Raw genomic sequence first — 26,618 nt, 5'->3', positions numbered from 1 at the left:
GCCGGCCCCGGCCCGGTTCCGCCCGCGGCGCTCCGTGCCCGCGGGCCACGCCCGGCCCCTGCGGCGCGGTCCGCTGTCGTACTGGCGCCAGTACCTGGCGATCTCGCCGTTCTACCTGATATTCATCGCGTTCTCGTTCTTCCCCGTCTTCTACTCGCTGTATCTGGCCTTCCAGCGCTGGGACGGCCTGGGCGACATGCAGTTCGTCGGCCTCCAGCAGTTCAGGTTCCTGTGGTCGGACCCGGTCTTCTGGCTGTCCATCCGCAACACCCTGGTGATCTGGGTGCTGTCCACCGTCCCCACCCTCTTCGGCGCCCTGGTGCTGGCGACGCTGCTGCACTCGGTGCGCCGCTTCAAGGGCTTCTACCGCATCGCCCTCTACGTCCCGAACGTCACCTCGATCGTGGCCGTTGCGATCTTCTTCGGCGCGGTGTTCAGCAACAACTTCGGCCTGGTCAACGCGATCCTGGGCACGGTCGGCATCTCACCGGTGCCGTGGCTGAGCAACCCGTGGCTGATCAAGGTGGTCATCGCGCTGCTGATGACCTGGATGTGGACCGGCTACAACATGATCATCTACCTGGCCGGCCTCCAGGCGATCCCGACGTCGATCTACGAGGCCGCGAAGATGGACGGCGCCGGACCCGTCCGGACCTTCTTCCAGATCACCGTCCCGATCATGCGGCCGATCATCCTGTTCACGGTCGTCATCTCGACCATCAACGGTCTGCAGAGCTTCAGCGAACCCCAGGTCCTGTTCGCCAACAACGCCGCCAACGCGAACCTCGGCGGCCCCGGGCAGGCCGGTCTGACCACCTTGCTGTACTTCTACCAGTCGGCCTTCCTCAACAACGACTACGGCTACGGCGCGGCCATCGTGTGGGCCTTCTTCGTACTGATCATCGTGCTGGTCGCCGTCAACTGGCGCATCACACAGCGAGGGAGGAAGTCATGACGACCGCCGACCCCACCACCGGGGCCGCCACCGAGCGGCGGCGGCTGCGCCGCCCCAAGGGCCTGACCGCCCACGTCATCCTGATGCTGGCCGTCGTCCTCTCGGTCTTCCCCTTCCTGTGGACGATCGTCATGGCGACCAACACCACCCAGGACATCTACAAGAGCCCGCCGAAGTTCACCTTCGGCTCGCACCTGCTGGAGAACATCCGGCACGTGCTGAACACCATCGACTTCTTCGGGTCGATGCTGAACACGGTGATCGTCGCGTGCGTCACCACCGTCCTGGTGCTGTTCGTCGACTCGCTGGCGGCCTTCGCCTTCGCCAAGTTCGACTTCCCCGGACGCAAGGTGCTCTTCGGCACGCTGCTGCTGTTCATGATGCTGCCGCTGCAACTGGCGGTCCTGCCGCAGTTCATCCTGATGTCCAAGATCGGCTGGGTCGGCACCCTCCAGGCGCTGGTCCCGCCGGCCCTCGCCAACGCCTTCGGCATCTTCTGGCTGCGCCAGTACATCGAGAACGGCGTGCCCGACGAACTCCTCGACGCCGCGCGCATCGACGGCGCCGGGTTCTTCCGCCAGTACTGGAACATCGCGCTGCCGATGATCAGGCCGGCGCTGTCCTTCCTCGCCATCTACGCCTTCGTCGGGGCCTGGAACGACTACGTCTGGCCGCTGATCGTGCTCACCGACCCCGCCCATGTGACGCTCCAGGTGGAACTCGCCCAGCTCAACGTCGGCCACACCACCGACTACAGCATGGTCATGGCCGGTGTGCTGATGGCCGCCCTCCCCCTGGTCATCGTCTTCGCGGTCTTCGCCCGGGGGTTCATCGCGGGCGCCACCGAGGGAGCGGTCCAGGGCACCTGACCCGGGATCACGACGGAAGGGGCGGGCGATGACGTACGACGCCGGTGGGGCGCGGCCCGGGCACGGCCGGGTGCTGGTGGTGGGCATGGACGGCCTGCGCTTCGACCGGCTGGCCCTCGCGCCGCTCACGGCGCCGGTGCTGCACGCCCTGATGGCCCGGGGCGCCCACGGCACCAGCCTGCTGCCGTACGGCGAGGTGGACGGCCAGGCCGCGGGCGGACCGTCCACCAGCATGGCCTACACCGACTCCGGACCAGGCTGGTCGAGCGTGCTGACCGGGGTGTGGCCCGACCGGCACGGGGTGACCGGCAACGACTTCGCCGGCGCCGACCACGCCCGCCACCCCGACTTCCTGAGCCGCGCGGTCACCGCCCGCCCCGGGCTGCGCGCGGTCGCCGTGGTGTCCTGGCCGGAGCTGGTCCGCCGCGGCATCCTCGGCGCGACCGCCGGGCAGGTGATGCAGTACGACGGCGAGAGCGACGGCTACGCCACGGCCGACCGCCTCGTCGCCCGTACCGCGGCACGTCTGCTCACGGAGGACACCCCGGACGTCCTGTTCGTGTACTTCGGCTCCACCGACGAGGCCGCGCACGCCGCCGGCCCGTTCTCCGCCCGGTACGACGACGCCCTGCGCGCCCAGGACGCCCACCTCGGGCACCTCCTCGGCGCGATCGCAGCCCGCCCGGCCGACGAGCGGTGGACCGTCCTCGTCACCACCGACCACGGCCATCTCGACACCGGCGGGCACGGCGGCGACACCCGCGCCGAGCGGGAGGTCTTCGTCATCCTGGCCGAGCCCGAACCGCCCGCCCGCCACCGGCTCGACACACCCCGACTCATCGACATCGCCCCCACCGTCCTGAACCGCCTCGGCATCCCCGCCGACCCCGCCCGGGACCTGCCGGGCCGGGTCCTGCCGCCGCCCGCACCGACTTCGGAATGGTCATGACCGACGCACATCCGCTGTACGACCCCCTGACGGCCCTGCGCCCCTGGGAGGCACCCGAGGTGACCTCCTGGGGGCGCCTGCCCATGAACGCCGTCGACCGGCGCTCCGGAGCGCTCCCCCTGGACGGCGACTGGCGCTTCCAGTTGCTGCCGGCTCCGGACGCGCCGGTCGGCGGTGCCTGGACGACGGCGCACGTGCCCGGCGCCTGGACCGTGCAGGACACCGGCGACCTGCCGCAGTACACGAACGTGCGGATGCCGTTCCCCGAGTTCCCGCCGCACTCCCCCACCGCGAACCCGACAGGGGTCTACGAGCGTGAGCTGGACGTCCCCGCCGCGTGGGCGGGGCGCCGGATCGTGCTCCAGGTGGGCGCCGCGGAGAGCGTGCTGCTCGTGCACGTCGACGGGCGGCCGGTCGGCGTCTCCAAGGACTCGCACCTCGCCGCCGAGTTCGACCTGACGGCGGTCGTCCGTCCCGGTGAGCGGTCGGTGCTGCGGCTGACCGTGGTCAAGTGGTCGGACGCCACGCACATCGAGGACCAGGACCACTGGTGGCACGGCGGGATCACCCGCTCGGTGCTGCTGTACGCGACCGACCCGCTGCGGCTCGCGGACGTCACCGTGCGGGCCCGGCGGGACGGCGAGCTGCGGGTGGACTGCCTGGTGCGCGACGACCGCGGGGCGCTGCCCGACGGCTGGTACGTCACCGCCGACCTGGACGGTCGACCCCTCGCGCAGGACACCGAGTTCGACCGGCTCAACGCCGAGGACGACCGGGTCTCCGACTTCCTGGGCGAGGCCCGCATCCAGGCCGTCGTACCCGAGGTGCGCACCTGGAACGCGGAGGAGCCCGAGCTGTACGGGCTGACCGTGCGGCTGCACCGCGCGGACGGCACGGTCGCCGACACCTCGCACCACCGCGTCGGCTTCCGGGACGTCGAGATCGTCGGCCGGGACCTGCTGGTCAACGGCGAGCGGGTGTTCGTCCGCGGCGTCAACCGGCACGACTTCCACCCGCTGACCGGGCGGACGGTGTCGTACGACGACATGCGGGCCGACCTGGTGGTGCTCAAGCGGTTCGGGTTCAACGCGATCCGCACCTCGCACTACCCGAACGACCCCGCGCTGTACGACCTCGCCGACGAACTGGGTTTCTACGTGGTGGACGAGGCGGACATCGAGTCCCACGACCACGCGCACGAGATCGCCGACGACCCGCGCTACCTGAACGCCTTCGTGGACCGGGTCTCACGGATGGTGCTGCGCGACAAGAACCACCCCTCCGTCATCATCTGGTCGCTGGGCAACGAGTCCGACTACGGCGCCAACCACGACGCGGCGGCGGGCTGGGTGCGACGCCACGACCCGACCCGGCCGGTCCAGTACGAGGGCGCCGCCAAGCGCGGCTGGGCCGACCCGGACGTGGCCTCCGACATCGCCTGCCCGATGTACGCGCCGCTGGAGGACTGCGTGGCGCACGCGCTGTCCGGGGAGCAGACGAAACCGCTGATCCAGTGCGAGTACTCGCACGCCATGGGCAACAGCAACGGCACGCTCGCCGACCACTGGGCCGCCATCGAGTCCACTCCGGGTCTTCAGGGCGGGTTCATCTGGGAGTTCTGGGACCACGGAATTCTCCAGCGGGTGAGCGACGGAAGACCGGTCGGGCGCACGGGCGCCGGACTGTATGACAACGGTGTCGCCGCGCCCGGCCACCGCTGGGCGTACGGCGGCGACTTCGGCGAGGCCCTGCACGACGGGGCGTTCGTCGCGGACGGCATCGTCTTCCCCGACCGCACCCCCAAGCCCGCGATGTACGAGCACCGAGAGATCGCGGCGCCGGTCCGCATCCGGTGCTTCAAGCACGAGGGCGTGGTCCTCGCCAACCACCAGCACTTCCGGGGCCTCGACTGGCTGACGGGCACCTGGGAGCTGGCGCTGGCCGACGGTCGTACCCTGACCGGTCCGGCGCGGCTGCCGGAGCTGCGGCCCGGTGAGACCGCGGCCGTACCGCTGCCGTTCGCGGTGCCGGCGGACGGCGGGGAGGCCTGGCTGACCCTGCGGGTCACGGTCGCCGAGGACCAGGCGTGGGCGCCGGCCGGTACGGAGGTCTGCGCGCCGGGGATCCGGATCCGGGCGGCGGACGCGCCGGGGCAACCGGTGGCATCGGGACCCGCCGTCGAGGTGGACGAGGAGGGGCTGTTGCGGCACCCGCTGCTGACGGCCGCGCCGACGCTCTCGCTGTGGCGGGCGCCCACCGACAACGACGAGCTCGGCGGGACTGCGTCGCGCTGGCGGGCCTGGGGGCTGGACCGGCTGGTGCGCAAGGTGGTGTCGATGCGCAGGGACGGCGGCTCGGTGGCCGTGGTCGCGGAGTACGCGGGCACCGTGGGGGTGGTACGGCACCGGCAGGAGTTCACACCGGTCGAGGGCGGGGTCCGGGTCGACGAGTCGGCCGAGCTGCCCGAGGAGTTCACGGACGTGGCGCGGGTCGGCTCGGTCTTCGAGACGGTGGCCGGGCTCGACCTGTTGGACTGGTTCGGTCAGGGTCCCTGGGAGTCGTACCCCGACCGCGCCGCCGGAGCCCCCGTCGGCCACCACCGGCTGCCGGTGGACGAGCTGTTCACCCCCTACCTGCGGCCCCAGGAGAGCGGCGGCCGGCACGGCGTCCGACGGTTCACGCTGTCGGCGCCGGACGGCACCGGACTCGCGGTCGAGCTGGACGAACCCCGCCAGGTCTGCGTCAGCCGCTACCGCGCCGAGGACCTCACCGCCGTCACGCACCACGACGAACTCGTGCCGCGGGCCGGTTGCGTGGTCCACATCGACGCCGCGCACCGGGGCCTGGGTACGGCCTCGTGCGGTCCCGACACCTTCCCCTCCTACCTCGTCGCACCGGGTATCCACCGCTGGAGCTGGACCCTGCGCGTCCGCTGAGATCCCCCCACGCCCTCCGCCGTCACTTCTGCTTACTCACGGAGCACTCGTGTGTACTTCTCATGACCCCCTACAGGGCGAGGCCGCGCAGGCCGGAGCCGGAAGACGCACCTTCCTCAGGGCCACCGCGCTGCTGGGCGCCGCCGCCACGGCCGCCGGCGCCGGGGTGGCGCTGCCGGCCGTCGCCGAGGCGTCCGCCGGCTCCCGCCGACGGCCCGACACCGAGAGCCGTCGCTTCACCCTCGCGGTGATGCCCGACACCCAGTACCTCTTCGACGGACCGAGCATCGACCCGGCGCCCGTCGAGGCCTCGCTGCGGTACCTGCTGGACCAGGCGGAGGAGGACAACATCGTCTTCCTGTCCCACCTGGGCGACCTCACCCAGAACGGGGCCGTCGAGGAGTTCGACGCGATCAGCAGGGCGTTCCGGATCCTCGACCGGCGCGAGGTCGGCTACAGCGTGCTGGCCGGCAACCACGACATCACGTCGTCCACGGACGACCAGCGTGGCGCGTCACCCTACCTGGACGCGTTCGGCCCGCAGCGGTTCAAGGACAAGCCGACGTTCGGCGGTGCCTCCCCGGACGGCTACCACACCTACCACCTGTTCCGGGCGGCCGGGCGCGAGTGGCTGGTCCTGGCGCTCGACTGGCGGCTGTCGGCGAAGGGCTACGCCTGGGCGAAGAACGTCATCGCCTCCCACCCGAAGGCACCGGTCATCCTCACCACGCACGAACTGGTCGTGGGAGACGGCGAGCTGTCGTCGTACGGGCAGCAGCTGTGGGACCAGCTGGTCGACGACCACGACCAGATCTTCCTCACCCTGAACGGCCACTACTGGCCGGCCGGTCGCGTCACCCGCAAGAACGCGGCGGGCAACGAGGTGCACCTGCATCTGACGAACTACCAGAACCGGTACTTCGGCGGCGCGGCGATGATCCGCCTCTACCACTTCGACCTGGACCGGAACGTCATCGACGTGGAGACGGTCTCGCCGTGGATCCTCGGCCGGGCCAAGAAGGGCCTCAACGAGCTGGAGCGGCAGGAGATCGAACTCAGCGGCGACGCCGACCGGTTCTCCGTCGACATCGACTTCGCGGACCGCTTCGCCGGTTTCGCCCCGGTGCCCGCCCGTCCGGCCCGGCCCGCCTCGCAACTGCTGGTCCGGGGCACGGCCGCGTACTGGCGGTTCGACTCGGCGGTCTCGGGCACCGTCCGCGACCTGTCGGGCAACGGCAACGACCTCACCGTGGTCTCGGTGGGCGGCGGCACCCTCGGCTGGTCGGCGGACCACCACCCGGACCAGCCGGGCCACGGCAGCCTGGAGTTCACCGGGTACAAGTCGCCGCTGAAGGGCGCGTATCTCCAGACGATCGGTGGCGCACCGCTCAACACGGCCACGTTCAGGGACGGTTACACCATCGAGGCGTTCTTCCGGCTGCCCGCGGACTGGGACCCCGGCCACCACGCGTGGGCCGGCGTCGTCAGCCGCCGGGGTACCGGCGGAGCCGCCGGCAAGACCGGCGACGACCCCGACGAGCCGGTGGCCACCCTCTCGCTGTCCAACGACCGCGAACCGCAGTGGGCGATGCGCCCGCTCAACCAGGAGGGCATCGCCACCAACTGGGGCCAGGAGACACCGCTGGAGACCTGGTGCCACCTCGCCGTCGTCAACGACGGCAGGCACACGACCCTGTACGTCGACGGCTGCCCGGTGGTCCGCAACCCGAAGGCCGCCGCGGTGGGCATCACCTCGGTCGGCGAGCCCTGGCTGCTCGGCGGCTACACCTACGCCGACACGATCGACCAGATCCTGTACGGCCGTCTCGGCGACGTGCGGATCGTCTCCCGGGCACTGCCCGTCTCCTCCTTCATGACCCACTGACCCCCGTGACGAGGATCTTCTCCATGACCGAGCAGCAGCTGCCCACCTGGGCCGACCCTGCCGTCTCCGCCGCCGAGCTGGACGCCCAGGGCATGTCGAGGCGCGGACTCCTGCGCAGCGCGGGCCTGTTCGGCGCCGCGTTCGCCCTCGGCTCCGCCGCCACCCCGGCGTTCGCCGCCTCCCTGGGCCGGCCGCGCCTCGGCGGCGCCGACCCGCGCCTCGCCTACCTGGTCGGCGACCACCACGTCCACTCCGTGTACAGCCACGACGCCAAGTACACGTTCACCCAGCAGGCCCGGGCCGCCGCGAAGTACGGCCTGGACTGGATGGTGTTCAACGAGCACTCCAACTTCGGGCACGCCTACTACGGCGCCGAGCTGGAGCACGCGGAGATCCTCAAGGCCCGTGCGGCGAACCCGCGCCAGCTGATCTTCCAGGGCCTGGAGTGGTACATCCCGGCCGCCGAGCACTGCACGGTGTTCGCCGCGCCCGGCCCGCACGAGACGGACCTGCTGACCGCGTTCGAGCTGGCCTACGACGGCAAGCTGCTGGAGTACACCGAGGGTTCCGCCGGCGCGGCCGACACCGCCCGCAACGAGGCCCACGCGGTCAAGGCCATCCAGTGGCTGGCCGAGCAGCGCCGCACCGGCTATGTCGACGACGTCCTCGTGCTCGCCAACCACCCGCTGCGCCTCGGCATCGACTCGCCGCACGAGCTGCGCAACTGGCGCGACGCGGCCGCCGAGATCATGATCGGCATGGAGGGCGCGCCCGGCGCCCAGGGCGCGGCGATCCCGGGTTGGCGCGGGGCGACCTCGATCCGCGGCGAGTACGAGAACAAGCCCTCCGCCCAGTCCTGGGCGGGCTATCCGGCGGACGCGTACCTCACCTACGGCGGCTTCGACTGGGCGACGGCCACGGTCGGCGGCCTCTGGGACGCGATGCTGTCGGAGGGGCGCCTCTTCACGATCACCACGAACTCCGACAACCACCGCACGGTCTTCGACACCTGGAAGAACGGCGACTGGCCGGCCGGGCAGAACTTCGACAACACCGGCAAGCTGCCCGACCCGGTGAACACCGACACCCCGCAGCCCGGCAGCGACTTCTGGCCCGGCGAGTTCAGCCGTACGCACGTCGGCGTCACCCGCTACGGCTACCGCGCGGTGATGGCGGGCCTGCGCGCGGGCCGGGTCTGGCTGGACCACGGGCACCTGCTCGACGGTCTCGAGGTGCGGCTGAAGCGGGACTGCGACCACGGTGACGGTGTCACCCTCGGCGGACGGCTGCGGGTCCGCAGGGGCGAGCGGCTCACCCTGAACGTGACGGTGACGACCGCGTCCCGGGTCAACCCGCAGGGGATCCTTCCCCAGTTGGCGCACGTCGACGTCATCCGGGGCGCGGTGCGCGGTCCGGTCGCGGACCGCGACACCTGGCAGGCGCCCGACACGAAGGTCGTCCAGAGCAAGGACGTCAGCGGCCGCAAGGGCACCTACACCCTGCGGATCCCGCTCACCGCGGGCGACGAGTCCTGCTACGTCCGGCTACGCGGCAGCGACGGCAACCGGGGCGGCACGGGCTATCTCGGCGCCTCGATCGACCCGCACGGCCCGATCCCCCACGAGCCGGGCAACGGCGACCCGTGGGCGGACACGTGGTTCTACTCGAACCCGATCTTCGTCGACGTGGTGAACTGAGCTGAGCCGAGCGCCCCGCAGGGGCGCGGGGAACTGCGCGCCCAGCCCCCACCGGCCCGCAGTTCCCCACCACGTCGGCTCTCAGGCGAAGCCCTACGCGTAGAACCGCGACAGACTCTGCAACACCGCGGCGGGCTTGCTGCCGCCCTCGATCTCGATCGTCCCGTCGACGGCGATCTGCACCCCGCCCGGCACGTCCTCGACCTCCGCCAGCCTCGCGGCCAGCCGGATCCGGGAGCCGACCTTCACCGGGGCCGGGAAACGCACCTTGTTCAAACCGTAGTTGACCTTCGTGGTGACGCCCTGGACGTCGAGCAGCTCGGTGAACAGGGGGATGAACAACGACAGGGTGAGGTAGCCGTGGGCGATCGGGGCGCCGAAGGGGCCCGCGGCCGCCCGCTCGGGGTCGACGTGGATCCACTGGTGGTCGCCGGTCGCGTCGGCGAAGGTGTCGATGCGTTCCTGGGTGACCTCGATCCACTCGCTGGTGCCCAGGTCGCTGCCCGCGAGCTTCTTCAGTTCGTCGAGGCCGTTGACGGTGACACCCATGTCGCTTTCCTTACTCATGAGGTGGTGCCGTAGCGCTTGCGCACCCGGGACTTGAGGAGCTTGCCGGAGGCGGTGCGCGGCAGTTCGTCCGCGAGCACCACCGATTTGGGGAGCTTGTACTTGGCGAGCCGGCCGGACAGCGAGGCGAGCACCTCGTCGGGGTCGAGGTCGGCGCCCTCCCGGGGCACCACCACCGCGCGCGGCACCTCGCCCCACTTGTCGTCCGGCACCCCGATGACCGCGCACTCCACGATGTCGGGGTGGGCGAGGAGCAGGTCCTCGATCTCGGCGGGGTAGATGTTCTCCCCACCTGAGATGATCATGTCTTTCAGGCGGTCGACGATGTAGACGTAACCGTCCTCGTCGACGCGGGCCGCGTCCCCGCTGCGGAACCAGCCGTCGGCGAAGGAGGCCGCCGTCTCCTCCGGCAACCCCCAGTAGCCGGGCATGACATGGGGGCCGCGGACCACGACCTCGCCGGGCTCGCCGACGTCGACCGGGGTCAGGTCGGGCCGTACCACCCGTACGTCGCTGAAGAAGTGCGGTACGCCCGCCGAGCCCGCCTTGCCGAGGGCGTGCTCGGCGTCGAGGAAGAGGGTGCCGGGCGAGGCCTCCGTCATGCCGTAGCCCTGAAGGAAGGTCAGGCCCCGCTCCTGGTACGCGGCGATCAGCGGGGTGGGCACCGGGGAGCCGCCGCAGGTGAGGATGCGCAGGGAGGAGAGGTCGGCGTCCGGCCAGCGCGGGTGCCGGGCCACCTGGTCGAACATGGTCGGGACGCCGAACATGAAGGTGATCCGGTGCTGTTCGATCAGGTCCAGGGTCGTGGCCGGGTCGAAGGACTCCACCAGGACGCAGGCACCGCCCTTCAGGAGGACCGGCAGGGTGAGCATGTTGAGGCCTGCCGTGTGGAACAACGGGGCGGAGACCAGGGCGCGTTCGTCGGCGATCAGGTCGGTGTCGACCAGCACGTTGAGCGCGTTCCAGGTCAGGTTCCCGTGCGTGAGCATGGCGCCCTTCGGGCGTCCGGTCGTCCCCGAGGTGTACATGATGATGCAGGTGTCGTCGGGGACGACGGGCTCGTCGATCGGGTCGTCGGCCGCCTCGGCGAGCAGTTCCTCGTACTCGGGGCCGACTTCGACGTAGGTGCGGACGTCGCTGGTGCCGGGCAGGCCCGCGACGAGACCGGCGTGCGAGGGGCCGTAGAGCAGGGCCTTGGCTCCGGAGTCGGAGAGCTGGTAGGCGATCTCGGGACCTGCCAGGCGGGTGTTGAGCGGGACGAAGACCGCTCCGAGGGTGCCGGCCGCGAACAGGGTCTCCAGGTAGGCGGGGTGGTTGGGGCCGAGGTAGGCGATGCGGTCGCCGCGCCGGACGCCCCGGGCGCGCAGGGCATGGGCGAGGCGGGTGGTGCGGTGGTGCAGGGTGCGGTAGTCGGCCGGCCGGCCGTCGTGCACCAGCGCCGTACGGTGCGGGGTCTTGCGGGCCCGGCGTGCGGGCCAGGACCCCAGTCCCTCGTTGCGCATCTGCGACCCCTTACGGCTTGGTCAGCCCGAGCAGACGGGCGGCGTTCTCCTTGAGGATCTTCGGCCGGACCTCGTCCTTGATCGGCAGCTTCGCGAAGTCGGCGAGCCAGCGGTCGGGGGTGAGGACGGGGAAGTCGGAGCCGAACAGGACCTTGTCCTTGAGCAGTGTGTTCGCGTACTGCACGAGCTGCGGCGGGAAGTACTTCGGCGACCAGCCGGACAGGTCGATGTGCACGCCCGGTTTGTGGGTGGCGACGGCGAGGGCCTCGTCCTGCCACGGGAAGGAGGGGTGCGCCAGGATGATCTTCAGGTGCGGGAAGTCGGCGGCGACGTCGTCGACGTGCAGCGGGTTCGAGTACTTCAGACGGATCCCGCCGCCGCCCGGGACGCCTGCCCCGATGCCGGTCTGGCCGGTGTGGAAGAGGGCGATGGTGCCGGTCTCCTCGATCACCTCGTAGAGGCCGTAGGCCACCGCGCGGTCGTTCGGGAAGAAGCCCTGGATGCTGGGGTGGAACTTGAAGCCCTTCACCCCGTACTCCTCGACCAGCCGGCGGGCCTGCCTGATGCCGGCCTTGCCGCGGAAGGGGTCGACGGAGGCGAAGGGGATCAGCACGTCGGAGTTGGCCGCGGCGGCTTCCGCGACCTCCTCGTTGGGGACCGGCGGGGTGCCGGTGGCGGACTCGGCGTCCACCGTGAAGATCACGGCGGCCATGTTCCGTTCCCGGTAGTGGGCGGCGGTCTCCTCGATCGTCGGCTTCCGCTTGCCCTCGACCTTGAAGTAGGCGGCGGAGGCGTCGTGCAGGTCCTCGTCGAGGGAGGCGTGGCCCCGCGAGGAGACCTCGGCGTGGGTGTGGACGTCGATCGCGGTCAGTGCCTCGATGTCCATCACGCCTCCGGCAGCTTGGGCGCGGGGATGCCCACGGACTGGAGTTCGGCGCCGACCGAGGTGGGGAAGGCGTCGGCAAGGGTCTCCGGGGTCCAGCCGCCGTCGGCGTAGGCCGCCCGGATCTCCTGCGGGTGCGACCAGAGTGCCACCTTGTCGCCGCCGATGCCGATGGCCTGGCCGGTGATCCCCCGGGCGGCCGCGGAGGCGAGGAAGGGGACGACGGCCGCGCAGTCCTCGGGGGTGCCGAAGCCCTCGCCCTTGCGCAGGAAGTCCGGGAGCGGCTCGCCGCCCCGCATCGCCTCGATGTAGGGGGCGAAGGCGGGGATCGTCTCGGTCATGGCGGTGGCGGCCACCGGGACGATCGCGTTGACCGTGATGTTCGCGCGGCTCAGCTCCATCGACCAGGTACGGGCCATGGCGGCGATGCCCGCCTTGGCGGCGGCGTAGTTGGTCTGGCCGAAGTTGCCGCGCTGCCCGGCCGGGGAGCCGACCAGGATCAGGGTGCCGCCCTCGCCCTGCTCGCGCATCCGTACGGCGGCGGCGCGGGCGCAGGTGAAGGTGCCCTTGAGGTGGGTGGTGACGACCGCGTCGAAGTCGTCGTCGGTCATCTTCCACAGCACCTTGTCGCGCAGGATGCCCGCGTTCGTGACCAGGACGTCCAGGCGGCCGAACTCCTCGACGGCCCGGTTCACGAGCCGGTCGGCGGCCTCGGAGGTGCCGACCGGGACCACCTCGGCGACGGCGGTGCCGCCGGCCTCGGTGATGGATTTCACGGCCTGCTCGGCGACGGCCTCGTCCACGTCGTTGACGACCACGGACGCACCGTGGGCGGCGAGGGCGTGCGCGTAGGCGAGGCCGAGACCCCGGCCGCTGCCGGTGACGACGGCGGCCTTGCCGGTGAGATCGATGGTGGGCACGGCTGGTCCCTTCACGTGGGTCGCATGGGGGTGTGGCTGCGAGATCGAAGCTAAGAGCAATAATTGTTGACGTCAATAGTTGTTGCCGTCCCACGGGTGCGTCATGCTGGACTCCGTGCCACCGACCGCCCCGTCGCCGGGGCCCGTACCAGGGAGCCCGCCATCGCCCGCCAGCACACCGAGAAGACTCCCTCCATCGACGCCGACGAGCCGTGGATGCGCGGGCTGCACGCGGACACGGGCTACCTGCTGTACCGCCTCGGCCTGCGGTCGGGGCAGTTGTTCAACACGTCCCTCCAGGAGTCGGGGCTGCGGCTGCGCCACTACGCGGTGCTGCGGTTCCTCGCCACGTCGCAAGGGGTGCTCCAGCGGGAGCTGAGCACCCGGCTCGGCTACGACCCGAGCGCGATCGTCGGCCTGGTCGACGACCTGGAGAAGCAGGGCCTCGCCGAGCGGCGCCCCGCCCCCGACGACCGCCGCAGCCGGATCGTCGTCCTCACGGAGAGCGGCCGCGCCTTCCTGCGGGACACGGACGAGGCGGGCCGGCGGGTGACGAACGACCTGCTGGCCCCGCTCGACCCCGCCGAGCGCGCGGCCCTCCACGCGCTCCTGCTGCGGGTCGCCGACCGGCCATGACCACCGTCGCCCGCTCCGCGCCGGACCGGCTGCTGGCGGTCCTGGCCGCGTTCGACCACGGGCATCCGGCGCTGAGCCTGACCGACATCAGCCGCCGGGCCGGGCTGTCGCTGACCACCGCGCACCGGCTGGCCGGCGCGCTCACCGAGTGGGGCGCGCTGGAGCGGGACGCGGACGGTCTCTACCACGTGGGGCTGCGCCTGTGGGAGCTGGCGGCGCTCGCCCCCCGGGGTCTCGCGCTGCGCCAGATCGCGCTGCCGTACCTGGAGGACCTGTACGAGGCGACGCACGAGAACGTGCAGTTGGCGGTGCGGGACGGCACCGAGGTCGTCTACATCGAATGGCTTTCGGGGCGTTCCGCGGTGGGTGTGCACATCCGGGTGGGCGCGCGCTGGCCGCTGCACGCGACGGGCGTGGGGCTGGCACTGCTGGCGCACGAGACCCCGGCCTTCCAACAGGAGTACTGCGCGGGACCGTTGACGGCCTTCACGCCGTACACCATCACGGATCCGGTGCGGCTGCGCCGCTCACTGGCCGAAGTGCGCCGCGGCGGAGTGGCGGTGAGCAGCCGTCAGGTCACCGACGACGCACTGTCGGTGGCGGCCGCCGTCCGCGGCGCGACGGGGCAGGTGGCCGCGGCCGTCTCGGTGGTGGTGCCCCAGACCGACGCCCAGGTCCCGGCCCTGATCCCGGCGGTCCGCCTGGCGGCCCGCGGCATCTCCCGAGCCCTGGGCTGGCACCCGGAACGCACCGTCGCCGACGGGTAGCCCCCGGCCCGGGCGGAACCGACACGCCGTCGGCTGGGACCGGGGACCCCGGGGTGGTCGTCGGTCAGGAGGGGAGGGTTGCGCGCAGGCGGCGGTCCCGGGGGGTCCCTCTGCGGTCCAGGCGGGTGTCCAGGAGTCGGCGGGCCGCGTCGCAGCGGCCGGCCGCGACCAGCGCGTACAGCAGGGTCTCCTCGACGACCTCGCGCTGGGCCGCGCTGCCGCCGACCCTGGCCAGCACCGGCAGCAGGGCGTCGAGCCCGCGGGCCGCCTCCTGGAACCGCTCCTCGACCAGTGCCGCGAACGCCTCGCACAGCGGAGCGATCACCTCCCGCTGCACCGGGTCGGCGCCGGCCGCGTGGTCGCGGAGCCGGTGCAGCGCCGGCAGGTCCCCGGCGGCGGTGAGGGCGACGGCCGCGTGCAGCGCGGTGAACGCGGTGGCGGGCCGCTCCAGCACCTCCCGGGCCACCGAGTCGAGCACGTCCGCCGTCGGCAGGTCGCCCTCCCAGCTGTCGCTGAGCCGGGCCCGCCACAGCAGCGACCCCGAGTCCACCAGCGCCCGCACGCCATGCACCCGACCCGGTGCGAGCTGGCCGAACCAGCGGCGGCGCACGGCGCCCGGGTCGTCGAGGGCGAGTTCGTGCAGGGCGATGTGCCAGGAGAAGTGCGCCCGGTGCACGGCGCCCCGGCCCCGCCCGGCCATCCAGCCGTCGAGCCAGTCCCGGCCCGCCTCGTGCGCCCCGGACTCGTAGTGGACGTGGGCGAGGGCGTGCACCGCGTGCCCGGAGGCGGGCTCGGCGGCCAGCGCGCGGCGGGCCAGCTCCCCCGCCTCGTGCAGCCGGCCCTGCTCCTGACGCAGGAAGGCCAGCAGCGAGGTGTGGAACCAGTGTCCGTCGTACACGGGCGAGGTCAGTTCGAGCAGCCGCAGCGCGTCGGCGTCGTGCAGATCGCTCACCCCGGAGAACGCGATGGTCGGCACGGCCGCCGCGAGCGCCAGCGCGTCTCCCGGGTGCTCCCGCAGATGCCGTACGAGCGCCTCGTCCCCGTCGTCACCGGTCACCCGACGCGTCACCACGTCCACGAAGGACCGCTCGCGCTCGTCCGCGTGCTCGCGGGCCGCGCGCTGGGCGTCGGCGAGGGCGCGGGGCACGTCGACGGCGGCGGCGCACTCGTGGCCGAGCAGGGCGAGGGCCGCGTGGCCGAGGGCGAAACCGGGGTCCAGGGCGACCGCGCGCGCGAAGGCGTCCTCCGCGCCGGAGCGCACCTTGAGGACCCGGTCGAGCCCGCTGCGGTAGGCGGCGGCCGCGTCGGCGCGGGTGGACAGGGGCTGCCCGTGACCGTCGACGGGCCGCCGCCCGGGCCGCCTGCGCTCCGGGGGCGGCAGCAGCTGCCGCGCCAGTTCGGCCGCCTGGACCCGGATCTCGGGTATCGCGGTGGTCTCCCACAGTTCGCCCCGGCGCGGCGCCCCGAGCGTGAACAGGGGCAGCGGGGTGCGGCCCCGGGCGTCGAGGAGCCGGCCGTCGCGGGTGGCCGCACCCATGCCGAGGGGCCCGGGGACGGCCGTGCCCGAGCCGAACAGCCCCCGCCACAGCGGGTCGTCGAGGTGGCGGCCGGGGCCGGTGCAGTCGACGACCCAACCGACGTGCAGGGTACGGCCGTCCGAGAGCTCGACCGCGAGACCACCGGTCCCGGCGGCCGTCACCCGGGTGACCGTGCCGGTGTGGACCCGCAGGCGGCGGGCGGTGCGGGCGCGGGAGACGTGTTCGGCGGTGGCGGGGGCCATCCGGTGGCGGTGGGTGTTCCACAGGGCACCCTCGCGGGCCAGGAAGTCCTCGCGCTCCTGGGGGGTGAGACTGCGCCACAGCCGTGCGGTGTGCGGACGGAGACTGTCCAGGGCGGGGCGCCAGTCGCCGTGGGTGCGCACGGAGCGGCTGACATGGCGCCAGACCACGCGGCGCAACCGGCCCAGCGAGGTGTCGTCGAGGCCGTCCGGTGCGGGCATGTCCCCGGCCGCGCCGAGGGCGTGCGGCTGGGGCAGCAGTCCGTTGCGGGAGAGGGCGTGCAGGGTGCGATCGGGCCGGTCGAGGGTCAGGGCGAGGTCGACGGCGGTCAGGCCGGTGCCGACCAGCAGGACGTCCTCGGGGCTGTCCCGTAAAGGGTCCAGGGCGCCCGGTGTCCAGGGGGCGCCGACGAACCGGGGCGAGGTGCGCAGCTCGGCGGGCGCCCAGCGGGCGGTGGCACCGGCGGGACCGGTGGCCAGGACGGCGCCGTCCACCGTCAGGGGTCCCCCGGCGGCGAGGTGGAGCTCCACCCGGCCGTCGGGAGTGCCGGTACAGCTCCGCGCGCGGGTGCGCAGCCGGCGCACCGCGACCGTGTCGTGGGCCCGGACGAGGGCCTGGCCGAGGGTGTCCGCGAGGTAGGCGCCGTAGCGGTAGCGGGTGGCGAAGTCGGCGCCGTCGACGGTGGGTTCGCCGTGCCGGCACAGCCAGCGGACGAAGTGCCCGGGGTCGTCCGGGTAGGCGCTCATGGCGCCCGCGGGCACGTTGAGGCGGTGCCGGGGGTCGCGGGTGGCGTAGGCGGTGCCCCGGCCCGCCTCCGGGGCCGGGTCGATCAGGACGAGGTCGAGCGGAGTCCGGCGGCGGTGCGCGGTCTCGCAGAGCTGGACGGCGGTGAGGGTGCCCGCCGCCCCCGCTCCCACGATGGCCACGCTCTGCCGTGTGCGGACGTCGGTCACGGAACACCTCCGGTGGCTCGGCGAACCCGGTGTTTCCGGTGAGTTCCTCCCGGGCGTTCACACTGTGTTCAGGATCGGGGGCGCGGACAACCCGGGTTCCGGCCGACTCGTCCGCAGAGATCCCGCCGGTCCCGCCGGCACCCGCTCCTCGTCGGAATCTCAGGGGTCACCCCCGTGATTCGAAGGAGTCGCCCGGACAACGAGCGCAGGATGCCCTGACAGAGGTGGACAAGTCAGGAAGGCGGGTCGTGGGCGTCCAGCACATGTCGAACCGGTCCGCACGGCTGACGGGGAAGTGGTCCCGGTGCGGGATCCTCGCCGCTCCGGGCGCGGTTCCGGCGGGTGCGGCACTGACCGGATGCGGTTCCTCGGCGGACGCCTCGGCAGCTACGGACGGCAGGGGAGCCACGGCCTGAACTCCGGTGAGAGGACCGTCCACCCGCCCACCGGCCTCAACGGCTGGAACCTGTCCTGGGCCGACTGGCAGGCGGGCAGCGCCGTCCGGTGAACGACCGGCCGGCTTCAGAGCGTGAACTCGGTTGAGAAACCAGGAGATTCTTTGTTTTAACTCTTGACGGCCGCAGGCACGGGGAGCACATTGGGCCCACTTTGAGAGCGCTCTCAGATCCTTCCGGCGCTCCCGGAGACCCACCCGCGCTCCCCACTTCCGTACCCGAGAGGCCCCCCCATGAGTGAACCCTCCGGTATACCGCCCGCGGACCACAGAAGGCGGCGTTCCGTGCGCCGTGCCCTGGTCGCCGCCTTCGCCACCTTCGGCCTGGCGGTCACGGCGGCCGCCACCACCACTCTCCCCGCCAGCGCCTCCGCGCCCGGTGTGCCGTCCGGCTGGAGCCAGGTCTTCCTCGACGACTTCAACGGCACCGCGGGCACCGGCGTCAACACCGCCAACTGGCAGTACGACACCGGGACCTCGTATCCCGGAGGCGCCGCCAACTGGGGCACCGGCGAGATCGAGCGGATGACCTCGTCCACCAGCAACGTCGCCCTCGACGGCAACGGCAACCTGAAGATCACGCCGGTCCGCGACGCGGCGGGCAACTGGACGTCGGGCCGGATCGAGACCACCCGCACCGACTTCCAGCCCCCGGCCGGCGGCAAGCTGCGCGTCGAGGCCCGCATCCAGATGCCGAACGTGACCGGCACCGCCGCCTACGGCTACTGGCCGGCGTTCTGGATGCTGGGCGCGCCCTACCGGGGCAACTACCAGAACTGGCCGGGCGTCGGCGAGCTGGACATCATGGAGAACGTGCAGGGCCTGAACAAGACCTGGGCGACCATGCACTGCGGCACCAGCCCGGGCGGCCCCTGCAACGAGACGACGGGGCTGGGCAATTCGACCGCCTGCCCCAACACCACCTGCCAGTCCGGCTTCCACACCTACACGATGGAGTGGGACCGCTCGGTGAGCCCGGAAGCGATCCGCTTCTACGTCGACGGCGTCAACTACCAGACCGTGACGGCCGGTCAGGTCGACGCAACCACCTGGGCGAACGCCACCAACCACGGCTTCTTCGTCATCCTGAACGTGGCGATGGGCGGCGGCTTCCCGGACGCCTTCGGCGGCGGCCCCACCAGCGCCACCGAGTCCGGCCACCCGATGGTCGTGGACTACGTGCAGGTCCTGCAGTCCGGTGGCGGCGGTACCACCACCCCGCCCCCCGGCAACCGGGACGCGTACAGCCCCATCCAGGCCGAGTCGTACGACAGCCAGTCCGGGGTGACCGCCGAGACCACCACCGACACCGGCGGCGGCCAGGACATCGGGTACGTGGCCAACGGCGACTGGGCGCTCTACAAGGGTGTCAACTTCGGCTCCACGGCGGCCACCCAGTTCTACGCGAGGGTGGCGAGCGGCGCGGCCTCCGGGGTGAGCGGACTGGTCCAGGTCCGGCTCGACAGCCCGTCCAACGCCCCCGTCGGAAGCTTCGCGGTGGCCAACACGGGCGGCTGGCAGACCTGGACGACGATCCCGGCGAACATAGGCTCGGTGACGGGCACCCACGACGTCTATCTGACCTTCAGCAGCGGCCAGCCGGCCGACTTCGTCAATGTGAACTGGTTCGACTTCGGGCGCTGACCCGCGAGGCGGGCACGCGGCGGCGCCGGGAACTCCCCGGCGCCGTCGGCGCGTCAGCGCAGCTCCGCCCTGAACGCCACCGGGGTCTGCCCGGTGTGCAGTTGGAAGAACTTGGAGAAGTTCGCCGCGTCGGGGAAGCCGACGGCCGCGCCGACCCGGCCGATGGGCAGGTCCGTGTGGGCCAGGAGGCGCTTGGCCTCCAGCACGACCCGTTTGTCGATGAAGCCCTTCGGGGTCTGACCGGTCGCGGCGCGGACCGCGCGGACCAGGGTGCGCCGGGAGTAGCCGAGGGTGTCGGCGTAGGCGCTGACGCTGTGGTTCGTGGCGAAGTCCTTCTCCACCGCATCCCTGAAAAGGGTGAAGGTCGTATCGGCCTGACGGCGTGCCGCCTCCGCCGAACTGGCCGCGAGGTGGGCGAGGCGCAGCAGCAGCGCGGTGAGGGAGTGCCGCAGCACCGAGGCATGGAGGGCCGCAGGGAGGGTATCGGCGTCCTCGTACTCGCGTTGCAGGTTCGCCAACGCCGCCTGCAACGCGCTGAGCTGCGGTTCGTCGGGGTGGAGCAAGGGTGGCAGGTCGTAGCGGTACAGACCGGTCGCCTCCACGATCGCGCGCGGCAGGAAGCCGGGCTGCATGGTCAGGACGGTTCCGCGGTACTCGCAGGTCGGCGAGAAGCGGTGCACCTGCCCGGGCCGGATCCAGAGCAGATCGCCGGCCTGTGCCTCGTACTCGGCGAAGTCGATCATGTGGCGGACCGGACCCGCGGTGAAGAGCATGACCACGTGGAAGTCGATGCGGTGCACCCGCTCCAGCGGGGCGTCGGCGTGCCACCGGCGGCCGGCCCCCATGGGGCCGACCTGCATGCCGACACCGCCGACGCTCAGATCCACCGGAAAGGGGAAGGTTCTGATGACGTCACCGTCACCCGCCGCGCCGGGCGTTCTGTCCGCCATGTCCTTCTCGTGCCGTCCCTGTCGAAGATCCGTGTCCCACTTTCACCACAGAGTGACACACCCCGACCTTCCCTCCATTAAGTCAGACTTTTACTTTTGAACGCGTCAGGCCAGCCAGAACGCTTCGAACGAGGACTTCTTGAAGATGAGCACGCACACAGCAGCCGGCTTCGACGACGGCTTCGAGTGGACCGACCTCGACCGACGCGCCGTGGACACCGCGCGCCTGCTCGCCGCCGACGCGGTGCAGAAGGTCGGCAACGGGCACCCCGGCACCGCGATGAGCCTGGCCCCGGCCGCGTACACGATCTTTCAGAAGGTGATGCGTCATGACCCGGCCGACCCGGAGTGGACCGGCCGGGACCGGTTCGTCCTCTCCCCCGGGCACACCTCGCTGACGCTCTACACCCAGCTGTTCCTCGCCGGGTACGAGCTGGAGCTCGACGACCTCAAGGCCTTCCGCACGCACGGGTCGAAGACGCCGGGCCACCCCGAGTACGGGCACACCGCCGGTGTCGAGACCACCACGGGACCGCTCGGCCAGGGCGTCGCCAACGCCGTGGGCATGGCCATGGCCGCCCGTTACGAGCGCGGCCTGTTCGACCCGGAGGCCCCCGAGGGCACCTCCCCCTTCGACCACATGATCTGGGCGATCGTCTCCGACGGCGACCTGGAGGAGGGTGTCTCCGCGGAGGCCTCCTCGATGGCCGGCCACCAGAAGCTCGGCAACCTCGTCTTCGTCTACGACGACAACCACATCTCCATCGAGGGCGACACCGCGACCGCCTTCTCCGAGGACGTGCTGAAGCGGTACGAGGCCTACGGCTGGCACACCCAGCGCGTCGAGCCCACCGCCGAGGGCGACGTCGACCCGCGGGCCCTGTACACGGCGCTGAAGGCGGCGCAGGCCGAGACCGGACGGCCCTCGATCATCGCGATGCGCACGATCATCGCCTGGCCCGCCCCGAACGCGCGGAACACCGAGGCCGCGCACGGCTCCGCGCTCGGCGACGACGAGATCGCCGCCACCAAGCGCGTCCTCGGGTTCGACCCGGAGCAGTCCTTCCAGGTCGACGCCGAGGTGCTGGCGCACGCCCGCCGCGCCCTGGACCGGGGCGCCGAGGCGCACGCGGCCTGGGACAAGCGCATCGCCGAATGGCGCACCGCGCACCCCGGGCAGGCCGCGCTCTTCGACCGGGTCGTGGCCGGTCAGCTCCCCGAGGGCTGGGAGTCCGCGATCCCCGTCTTCGAGGAGGGCAAGGCGGTCGCCACCCGCGCTGCCTCCGGCAAGGTCCTCCAGGCGCTCGGCCCGGTGCTGCCCGAGCTGTGGGGCGGCTCCGCCGACCTCGCGGGCTCCAACAACACCACGATCGACAAGACGTCCTCCTTCCTGCCCGCGGGCAACCCGCTGCCCGAGGCGGACCCGTACGGCCGTACCGTCCACTTCGGCATCCGCGAGTTCTCGATGGCCGCGGAGATGAACGGCATCGCCCTGCACGGCAACACCCGGATCTACGGCGGCACCTTCCTGGTGTTCTCCGACTACATGCGCAACGCCGTGCGGATGTCGGCGCTCATGCAGCTCCCCGTGACCTACGTCTGGACGCACGATTCCATCGGCCTCGGCGAGGACGGGCCCACCCACCAGCCCGTCGAGCACCTGGCCGCGCTGCGCGCCATCCCGGGGCTGAACGTCGTCCGCCCGGCCGACGCCAACGAGACCGCGACGGCCTGGGCCGAGATCCTGAAGAGGCACGCCACGCACCCGGCCCCGCACGGGCTCGCGCTGACCCGCCAGGGCGTGCCGACGTACGCGCCGAACCCGGACGCGGCCAAGGGCGGCTACGTGCTGCGCGAGTCGTCGACCGAGACCCCGGAGGTGGTCCTGATCGCCACCGGTTCCGAGGTGCACCTCGCCGTCGCGGCCCGCGACCTCCTGGAGGCCGAGGGCATCGGCACCCGGGTGGTGTCGATGCCGTCCGTGGAGTGGTTCGAGGAGCAGCCGCGCGAGTACCGCGAGAGCGTCCTGCCGCCGGCCGTGCGGGCCCGGGTCGCTGTGGAGGCCGGGATCGGCCTGACCTGGTACCGGTTCGTCGGCGACGCCGGCCGGATCGTCTCCCTGGAGCACTTCGGCGCCTCCGCGGACGCCGGCACCCTGTTCGCCGAGTTCGGCTTCACCCCCGAGAACGTGGCGGCCGCGGCCCGCGAGTCCCTGGCCGCCGCCCGCACCGCCTGATCGACCAGCCAGAAACAGTTCAGTAGAGGAAGATGATCACTGTGACCGAAGCAACCGCCACCGCGGGAGCACTCAAGCGCCTCTCCGACGAGGGTGTCTCGATCTGGCTGGACGACCTGTCGCGCAAGCGGATCAGCACCGGAAACCTCGCGGAGCTGGTCGCCACGAAGAACGTCGTGGGCGTCACCACCAACCCCTCGATCTTCCAGGCCGCCATCGGTTCCGGCGAGGGCTACGAGGAGCAACTCGCCGACCTCGCCGTGCGGGGTGTCACGGTCGACGAGGCCGTGCGGATGATGACCACCCAGGACGTGCGGGCCGCCGCCGACGTGCTGCGCCCGGTGTACGACGCGACGGGCGGCCGGGACGGCCGGGTCTCCATCGAGGTCGACCCCCGCCTCGCCCACGACACGGCGGCCACGGTCGCCGAGGCCCGCCAGCTGGCCTGGCTGGTCGACCGCCCCAACGTCATGATCAAGATCCCGGCGACCAGGGCGGGCCTGCCCGCGATCACCGCGGTCATCGCCCAGGGCATCAGCGTCAACGTCACGCTGATCTTCTCCCTGGACCGCTACCGCGAGGTCATGGCCGCCTACCTGGCGGGCCTGGAGCAGGCCGCCGCCAAGGGCCTGGACCTCGCCACGATCCACTCCGTGGCCTCCTTCTTCGTCTCCCGCGTCGACGCGGAGATCGACAAGCGGCTGACCGTGCTCGGCACGGACGAGGCCCTGGCCCTGAAGGGGAAGGCCGCGCTGGCGAACGCCCGGCTGGCCTACGAGGCGTACGAGGAGGTCTTCGCCGGCGCCCGCTGGACCGCGCTCGCCGGCGCGAACGCCAACAAGCAGCGTCCGCTGTGGGCCTCCACCGGTGTGAAGGATCCCGCGTACAAGGACACCCTGTACGTCGACGAGCTGGTGGCACCGGGCACCGTCAACACCATGCCCGAGGGCACGCTGAACGCGACCGCCGACCACGGTGACATCCACGGCGACACGGTGACCGGCGGCTACGCACAGGCACGCGCCGATCTGGCGGCCGTCGAGAAGCTGGGCATCTCCTACGACGAGGTCGTGGGCAAGCTGGAGGACGAGGGCGTCGCCAAGTTCGAGGTGGCCTGGCAGGAGTTGCTGGACGCCGTCACGAAGTCCCTGAACAGCAAGGGAGTCGATGCGTAATGAGCGAGACAGCCAAGGAGGTGCGGGTGCCGGTGGTGCCCGCCGCCGACTGGGACAACCCGTTGCGTGACGCGCGCGACCGGCGGCTGCCGCGGGTCGCGGGCCCGTCCGGTCTGGTCATCTTCGGCGTGACCGGCGACCTGTCCCGCAAGAAGCTGATGCCGGCCGTCTACGACCTGGCCAACCGCGGACTGCTGCCGCCGGGCTTCTCCCTGGTCGGCTTCGCCCGCCGGGACTGGGAGGACCAGGACTTCGCCCAGGTCGTCCACGACGCGGTGCGCGAGCACTCCCGGACCCCGTTCCGCGAGGAGGTCTGGCAGCAGCTCGCCGAGGGCATGCGGTTCATCCCCGGCGACTTCGACGACGACACCGCGTTCAAGCAGCTCAAGGCGGCCGTCGACGAGCTGGACAGCTCCCGGGGCACCGGCGGCAACTTCGCCTTCTACCTCTCGGTGCCGCCGAAGTTCTTCCCGAAGGTCGTCCAACAACTGAAGAAGGTCGGCCTCGCCACCCCGCCGAAGGGTTCCTGGCGGCGGGCGGTCATCGAGAAGCCGTTCGGCCACGACCTGGCCTCGGCGCAGGACCTGAACGCGGTCGTGCACGACGTCTTCGACCCCGACCAGGTGTTCCGCATCGACCACTACCTGGGCAAGGAGACCGTCCAGAACATCCTGGCGCTGCGCTTCGCCAACCAGATGTACGAGCCGATCTGGAACCGGTCGTACGTCGACCACGTCCAGATCACCATGGCCGAGGACATCGGCATCGGCGGCCGGGCCGGCTACTACGACGGCATCGGCGCCGCCCGTGACGTCATCCAGAACCACCTGCTCCAGCTGATGGCGCTGACCGCCATGGAGGAGCCGATCGCGTTCGACGCGGACGCGCTGCTCACCGAGAAGCTGAAGGTGCTGAAGTCGGTGCGGCTGCCCGACGACCTGGGCCTGCACACCGTGCGCGCCCAGTACGCCGCGGGCTGGCAGGGTGGCGAGAAGGTCATCGGCTACCTCGACGAGGACGGCATCGACCCGAAGTCGAAGACCGACACCTACGCGGCCGTCAAGCTGGGCATCGACAACCGCCGCTGGGCGGGCGTCCCCTTCTACCTGCGCACCGGCAAGCGCCTGGGCCGCCGGGTCACCGAGATCGCGGTGGTCTTCAAGCGGGCCCCGCACTCCCCGTTCGACTCCACGGCCACCGAGGAGCTGGGCGAGAACGCCATCGTCATCCGGGTCCAGCCCGACGAGGGCATGACCGTCCGGTTCGGCTCCAAGGTGCCGGGCACGTCGATGGAGATCCGGGACGTGTCGATGGACTTCGCGTACGGCGAGTCCTTCACGGAGTCCAGCCCGGAGGCGTACGAGCGGCTCATCCTGGACGTGCTGCTCGGCGACGCCAATTTGTTCCCCCGTCACCAGGAAGTGGAAGAGTCCTGGAAGATCCTCGACCCGATCGAGACGTACTGGGCGAAGCATGGCAAGCCCGCGCAGTACGAGTCGGGCACCTGGGGACCGAAGGAAGCCGACGAGATGCTCGCACTAGACGGACGGAGCTGGCGCAGGCCATGAAGATCGACCTGACCGACACCACGGCAAGCAAGATCAACAAGGCGTTGGTGCAGGGTCGCCGCGCCATCGGAACCCCCGCGGTGGGCATGGTCCTGACGATGGTGATCGTCACGGACGAGGAGAACGCCTACGACTCGATCAAGGCGGCCGAGGAGGCCTCGCACGAGCACCCCTCGCGCACCCTGGTCGTCATCAAGCGGCACGCCCGCACCCTGCGCGACCGCACCAGCTCCCGTCTCGACGCGGAGGTCCGGGTCGGCTCCGAGGCCGGCACCGGCGAGACGGTCGTGCTGCGCACCTACGGCGAGGTCTCCGACCACGCCGACTCGGTGGTGCTGCCGCTGCTGCTGCCGGACGCCCCGGTGGTGGTGTGGTGGCCGGTGGAGGCCCCGGACACCCCGTCCAAGGACCCGCTCGGCGCGCTCGCGCAGCGCCGGATCACCGATCTGTACGCGGTCGAGCGGCCGATGCAGGTCCTGGAGACCCGCGCCCGCAACTACGCGCCCGGCGACACCGACCTCGCCTGGACCCGGCTCACCCTGTGGCGGTCCATGCTGGCCGCCGCCCTGGACCAGGCCCGGGTCACGGTGACCTCGGCGGCCGTCGAGGCCGAGGCCGACAACCCCAGCGCCGAACTCCTCGCCCGCTGGCTGGAGGCCCGCCTCAAGGTCACGGTGGACCGCGTGGTCTCCGAGGGGCCGGTCGTCACGGCGGTGCGCCTCGGCACCGCGAACGGCGACATCGTCATCGACCGCCCCGAGGGCCCGCTCGCCAGCCTGACCCTGCCCGGTCAGCCGCCGCGCACCCTGGCCCTCAAGGTCCGCCCCACCTCCGAACTGATCGCCGAGGAACTGCGCCGCCTCGACGCCGACGAGATGTACGCCATTGCCCTGCGCGCCGAGGGCACCAAGGAGACCGTCTCCCATGCCTGACACCCCCGAGCTCACCCACCGGCCCGAGTGGGCCGCCCTGGAGGACCACCGCGCCCAAGGGCAGCCGGTCCTGCGTGAGCTGTTCGCGGCCGACCCGGCGCGCGCCGAGCGCTACGTCGTGCGGGTCGGCGACCTGTACATCGACTACAGCAAGCACCTGGTCACGGACGAGACCCTGGCCCTGCTCCAGGAACTGGCCGCCGCGACCGACGTGTTCGGGCTGCGGGACGCCATGTTCCGCGGCGAGAAGATCAACATCACCGAGGGCCGCGCGGTGCTGCACACGGCGCTGCGCGCCCCGCGGGACGCGGTGGTCGAGGTCGACGGCGAGAACGTCGTACCGCGGGTGCACGCGGTCCTGG

20 protein-coding genes and 1 pseudogene are annotated in these 26,618 nt (G+C 71.7%); 15 read left to right on the top strand and 6 right to left on the bottom strand.

Annotation, left to right across the window (positions count from 1 at the left end; translation table 11 throughout):
• Positions 1-34: 34 nt before the first annotated feature.
• Genes AB0958_RS26620 through AB0958_RS26595 form a run of 6 tightly spaced genes read left to right on the top strand, consistent with a single transcriptional unit; the run spans position 35 to position 9,291 of the window.
• On the top strand, positions 35-955 hold the full coding sequence (locus AB0958_RS26620) for a sugar ABC transporter permease (protein ID WP_366893011.1): 921 nt from the start codon (positions 35-37) through the stop codon (positions 953-955).
• Complete coding sequence (locus AB0958_RS26615; protein WP_366892973.1) at positions 952-1,824, top strand: carbohydrate ABC transporter permease; 873 nt, start codon at positions 952-954, stop codon at positions 1,822-1,824. Before AB0958_RS26620 ends, AB0958_RS26615 begins: the two co-directional genes overlap by 4 nt.
• A 28-nt stretch (positions 1,825-1,852) precedes the next feature.
• Complete coding sequence (locus tag AB0958_RS26610) at positions 1,853-2,773, top strand: alkaline phosphatase family protein (RefSeq protein ID WP_366892972.1); 921 nt, start codon at positions 1,853-1,855, stop codon at positions 2,771-2,773.
• Positions 2,770-5,709: a glycoside hydrolase family 2 TIM barrel-domain containing protein gene (locus AB0958_RS26605; protein ID WP_366892971.1), complete on the top strand. Its 2,940-nt coding sequence runs from the start codon at positions 2,770-2,772 to the stop codon at positions 5,707-5,709. Before AB0958_RS26610 ends, AB0958_RS26605 begins: the two co-directional genes overlap by 4 nt.
• A 49-nt stretch (positions 5,710-5,758) precedes the next feature.
• Complete coding sequence (locus tag AB0958_RS26600) at positions 5,759-7,594, top strand: LamG-like jellyroll fold domain-containing protein (protein ID WP_366892970.1); 1,836 nt, start codon at positions 5,759-5,761, stop codon at positions 7,592-7,594.
• Between the two features lie 23 nt (positions 7,595-7,617).
• Positions 7,618-9,291, top strand: a complete 1,674-nt coding sequence (locus AB0958_RS26595) for a histidinol-phosphatase (RefSeq protein WP_366892969.1) — start codon at positions 7,618-7,620, stop codon at positions 9,289-9,291.
• 93 nt (positions 9,292-9,384) lie between these two features.
• Here the strand turns inward: AB0958_RS26595 and AB0958_RS26590 are convergent, their stop codons facing one another.
• From AB0958_RS26590 to AB0958_RS26575, 4 genes are read right to left on the bottom strand one after another with little or no spacing between them, the layout of a single operon-like run.
• Complete coding sequence (locus AB0958_RS26590; protein WP_366892968.1) at positions 9,385-9,840, bottom strand: MaoC family dehydratase; 456 nt, start codon at positions 9,838-9,840, stop codon at positions 9,385-9,387.
• Positions 9,841-9,854: 14 nt separating this feature from the next.
• A complete protein-coding gene (locus tag AB0958_RS26585) occupies positions 9,855-11,360 on the bottom strand; it encodes a long-chain fatty acid--CoA ligase (protein WP_366892967.1) in 1,506 nt (501 codons plus the stop codon).
• A 10-nt stretch (positions 11,361-11,370) separates the two neighbouring features.
• A complete protein-coding gene (locus AB0958_RS26580) occupies positions 11,371-12,246 on the bottom strand; it encodes an amidohydrolase family protein (protein ID WP_366892966.1) in 876 nt (291 codons plus the stop codon).
• On the bottom strand, positions 12,246-13,163 hold the full coding sequence (locus tag AB0958_RS26575; protein ID WP_366892965.1) for an SDR family oxidoreductase: 918 nt from the start codon (positions 13,161-13,163) through the stop codon (positions 12,246-12,248). The genes AB0958_RS26580 and AB0958_RS26575 overlap by 1 nt, the downstream gene beginning before the upstream one ends.
• Positions 13,164-13,379: 216 nt before the next feature.
• Between AB0958_RS26575 and AB0958_RS26570 the strand changes: the two genes are divergently transcribed.
• Together AB0958_RS26570 and AB0958_RS26565 are read left to right on the top strand one after the other, a co-directional pair.
• Positions 13,380-13,799: a MarR family transcriptional regulator gene (locus AB0958_RS26570; protein WP_366893009.1), complete on the top strand. Its 420-nt coding sequence runs from the start codon at positions 13,380-13,382 to the stop codon at positions 13,797-13,799.
• Positions 13,796-14,566, top strand: a complete 771-nt coding sequence (locus AB0958_RS26565) for an IclR family transcriptional regulator (RefSeq protein WP_366892964.1) — start codon at positions 13,796-13,798, stop codon at positions 14,564-14,566. The genes AB0958_RS26570 and AB0958_RS26565 overlap by 4 nt, the downstream gene beginning before the upstream one ends.
• Positions 14,567-14,630: 64 nt before the next feature.
• On the opposite strand, the gene AB0958_RS26560 is transcribed toward AB0958_RS26565, so the two are convergent.
• On the bottom strand, positions 14,631-17,297 hold the full coding sequence (locus AB0958_RS26560; RefSeq protein WP_366892963.1) for an FAD/NAD(P)-binding protein: 2,667 nt from the start codon (positions 17,295-17,297) through the stop codon (positions 14,631-14,633).
• 358 nt (positions 17,298-17,655) lie between these two features.
• Between AB0958_RS26560 and AB0958_RS26555 the strand changes: the two genes are divergently transcribed.
• A complete protein-coding gene (locus tag AB0958_RS26555; protein WP_366893012.1) occupies positions 17,656-17,805 on the top strand; it encodes a hypothetical protein in 150 nt (49 codons plus the stop codon).
• Between the two features lie 180 nt (positions 17,806-17,985).
• Positions 17,986-19,395 (top strand): glycoside hydrolase family 16 protein, encoded by a 1,410-nt coding sequence (locus AB0958_RS26550; RefSeq protein ID WP_366892962.1) that lies wholly within the window; start codon positions 17,986-17,988, stop codon positions 19,393-19,395.
• Between the two features lie 53 nt (positions 19,396-19,448).
• Here the strand turns inward: AB0958_RS26550 and AB0958_RS26545 are convergent, their stop codons facing one another.
• Positions 19,449-20,345 carry an AraC family transcriptional regulator gene (locus AB0958_RS26545; RefSeq protein WP_366892961.1) on the bottom strand — a complete coding sequence of 299 codons (897 nt, stop codon included), beginning with the start codon at positions 20,343-20,345 and terminating at the stop codon, positions 19,449-19,451.
• 145 nt (positions 20,346-20,490) lie between these two features.
• Between AB0958_RS26545 and tkt the strand changes: the two genes are divergently transcribed.
• From tkt to AB0958_RS26520, 5 genes and pseudogenes are all read left to right on the top strand, one after another.
• On the top strand, positions 20,491-22,581 hold the full coding sequence (gene tkt, locus AB0958_RS26540; protein ID WP_366892960.1) for a transketolase: 2,091 nt from the start codon (positions 20,491-20,493) through the stop codon (positions 22,579-22,581).
• A gap of 32 nt (positions 22,582-22,613) precedes the next feature.
• Positions 22,614-23,756 (top strand): transaldolase, encoded by a 1,143-nt coding sequence (gene tal / locus AB0958_RS26535; protein ID WP_366892959.1) that lies wholly within the window; start codon positions 22,614-22,616, stop codon positions 23,754-23,756.
• Positions 23,756-25,324: a glucose-6-phosphate dehydrogenase gene (gene zwf, locus AB0958_RS26530; RefSeq protein WP_366892958.1), complete on the top strand. Its 1,569-nt coding sequence runs from the start codon at positions 23,756-23,758 to the stop codon at positions 25,322-25,324. Before tal ends, zwf begins: the two co-directional genes overlap by 1 nt.
• Positions 25,321-26,256: a glucose-6-phosphate dehydrogenase assembly protein OpcA gene (opcA, locus tag AB0958_RS26525; RefSeq protein WP_358985571.1), complete on the top strand. Its 936-nt coding sequence runs from the start codon at positions 25,321-25,323 to the stop codon at positions 26,254-26,256. The genes zwf and opcA overlap by 4 nt, the downstream gene beginning before the upstream one ends.
• A pseudogene (locus AB0958_RS26520) lies at positions 26,249-26,618 on the top strand (glucose-6-phosphate isomerase); the annotation flags it as partial. The gene opcA and the pseudogene AB0958_RS26520, both read left to right, overlap by 8 nt.

The organism is Streptomyces sp. NPDC006655, assembly GCF_040703965.1.
Lineage (GTDB): Bacteria > Actinomycetota > Actinomycetes > Streptomycetales > Streptomycetaceae > Streptomyces.
The sequence above is the reverse complement of the archived record's forward strand: the minus strand, read 5'-3'. Positions and strand labels throughout refer to the sequence as shown.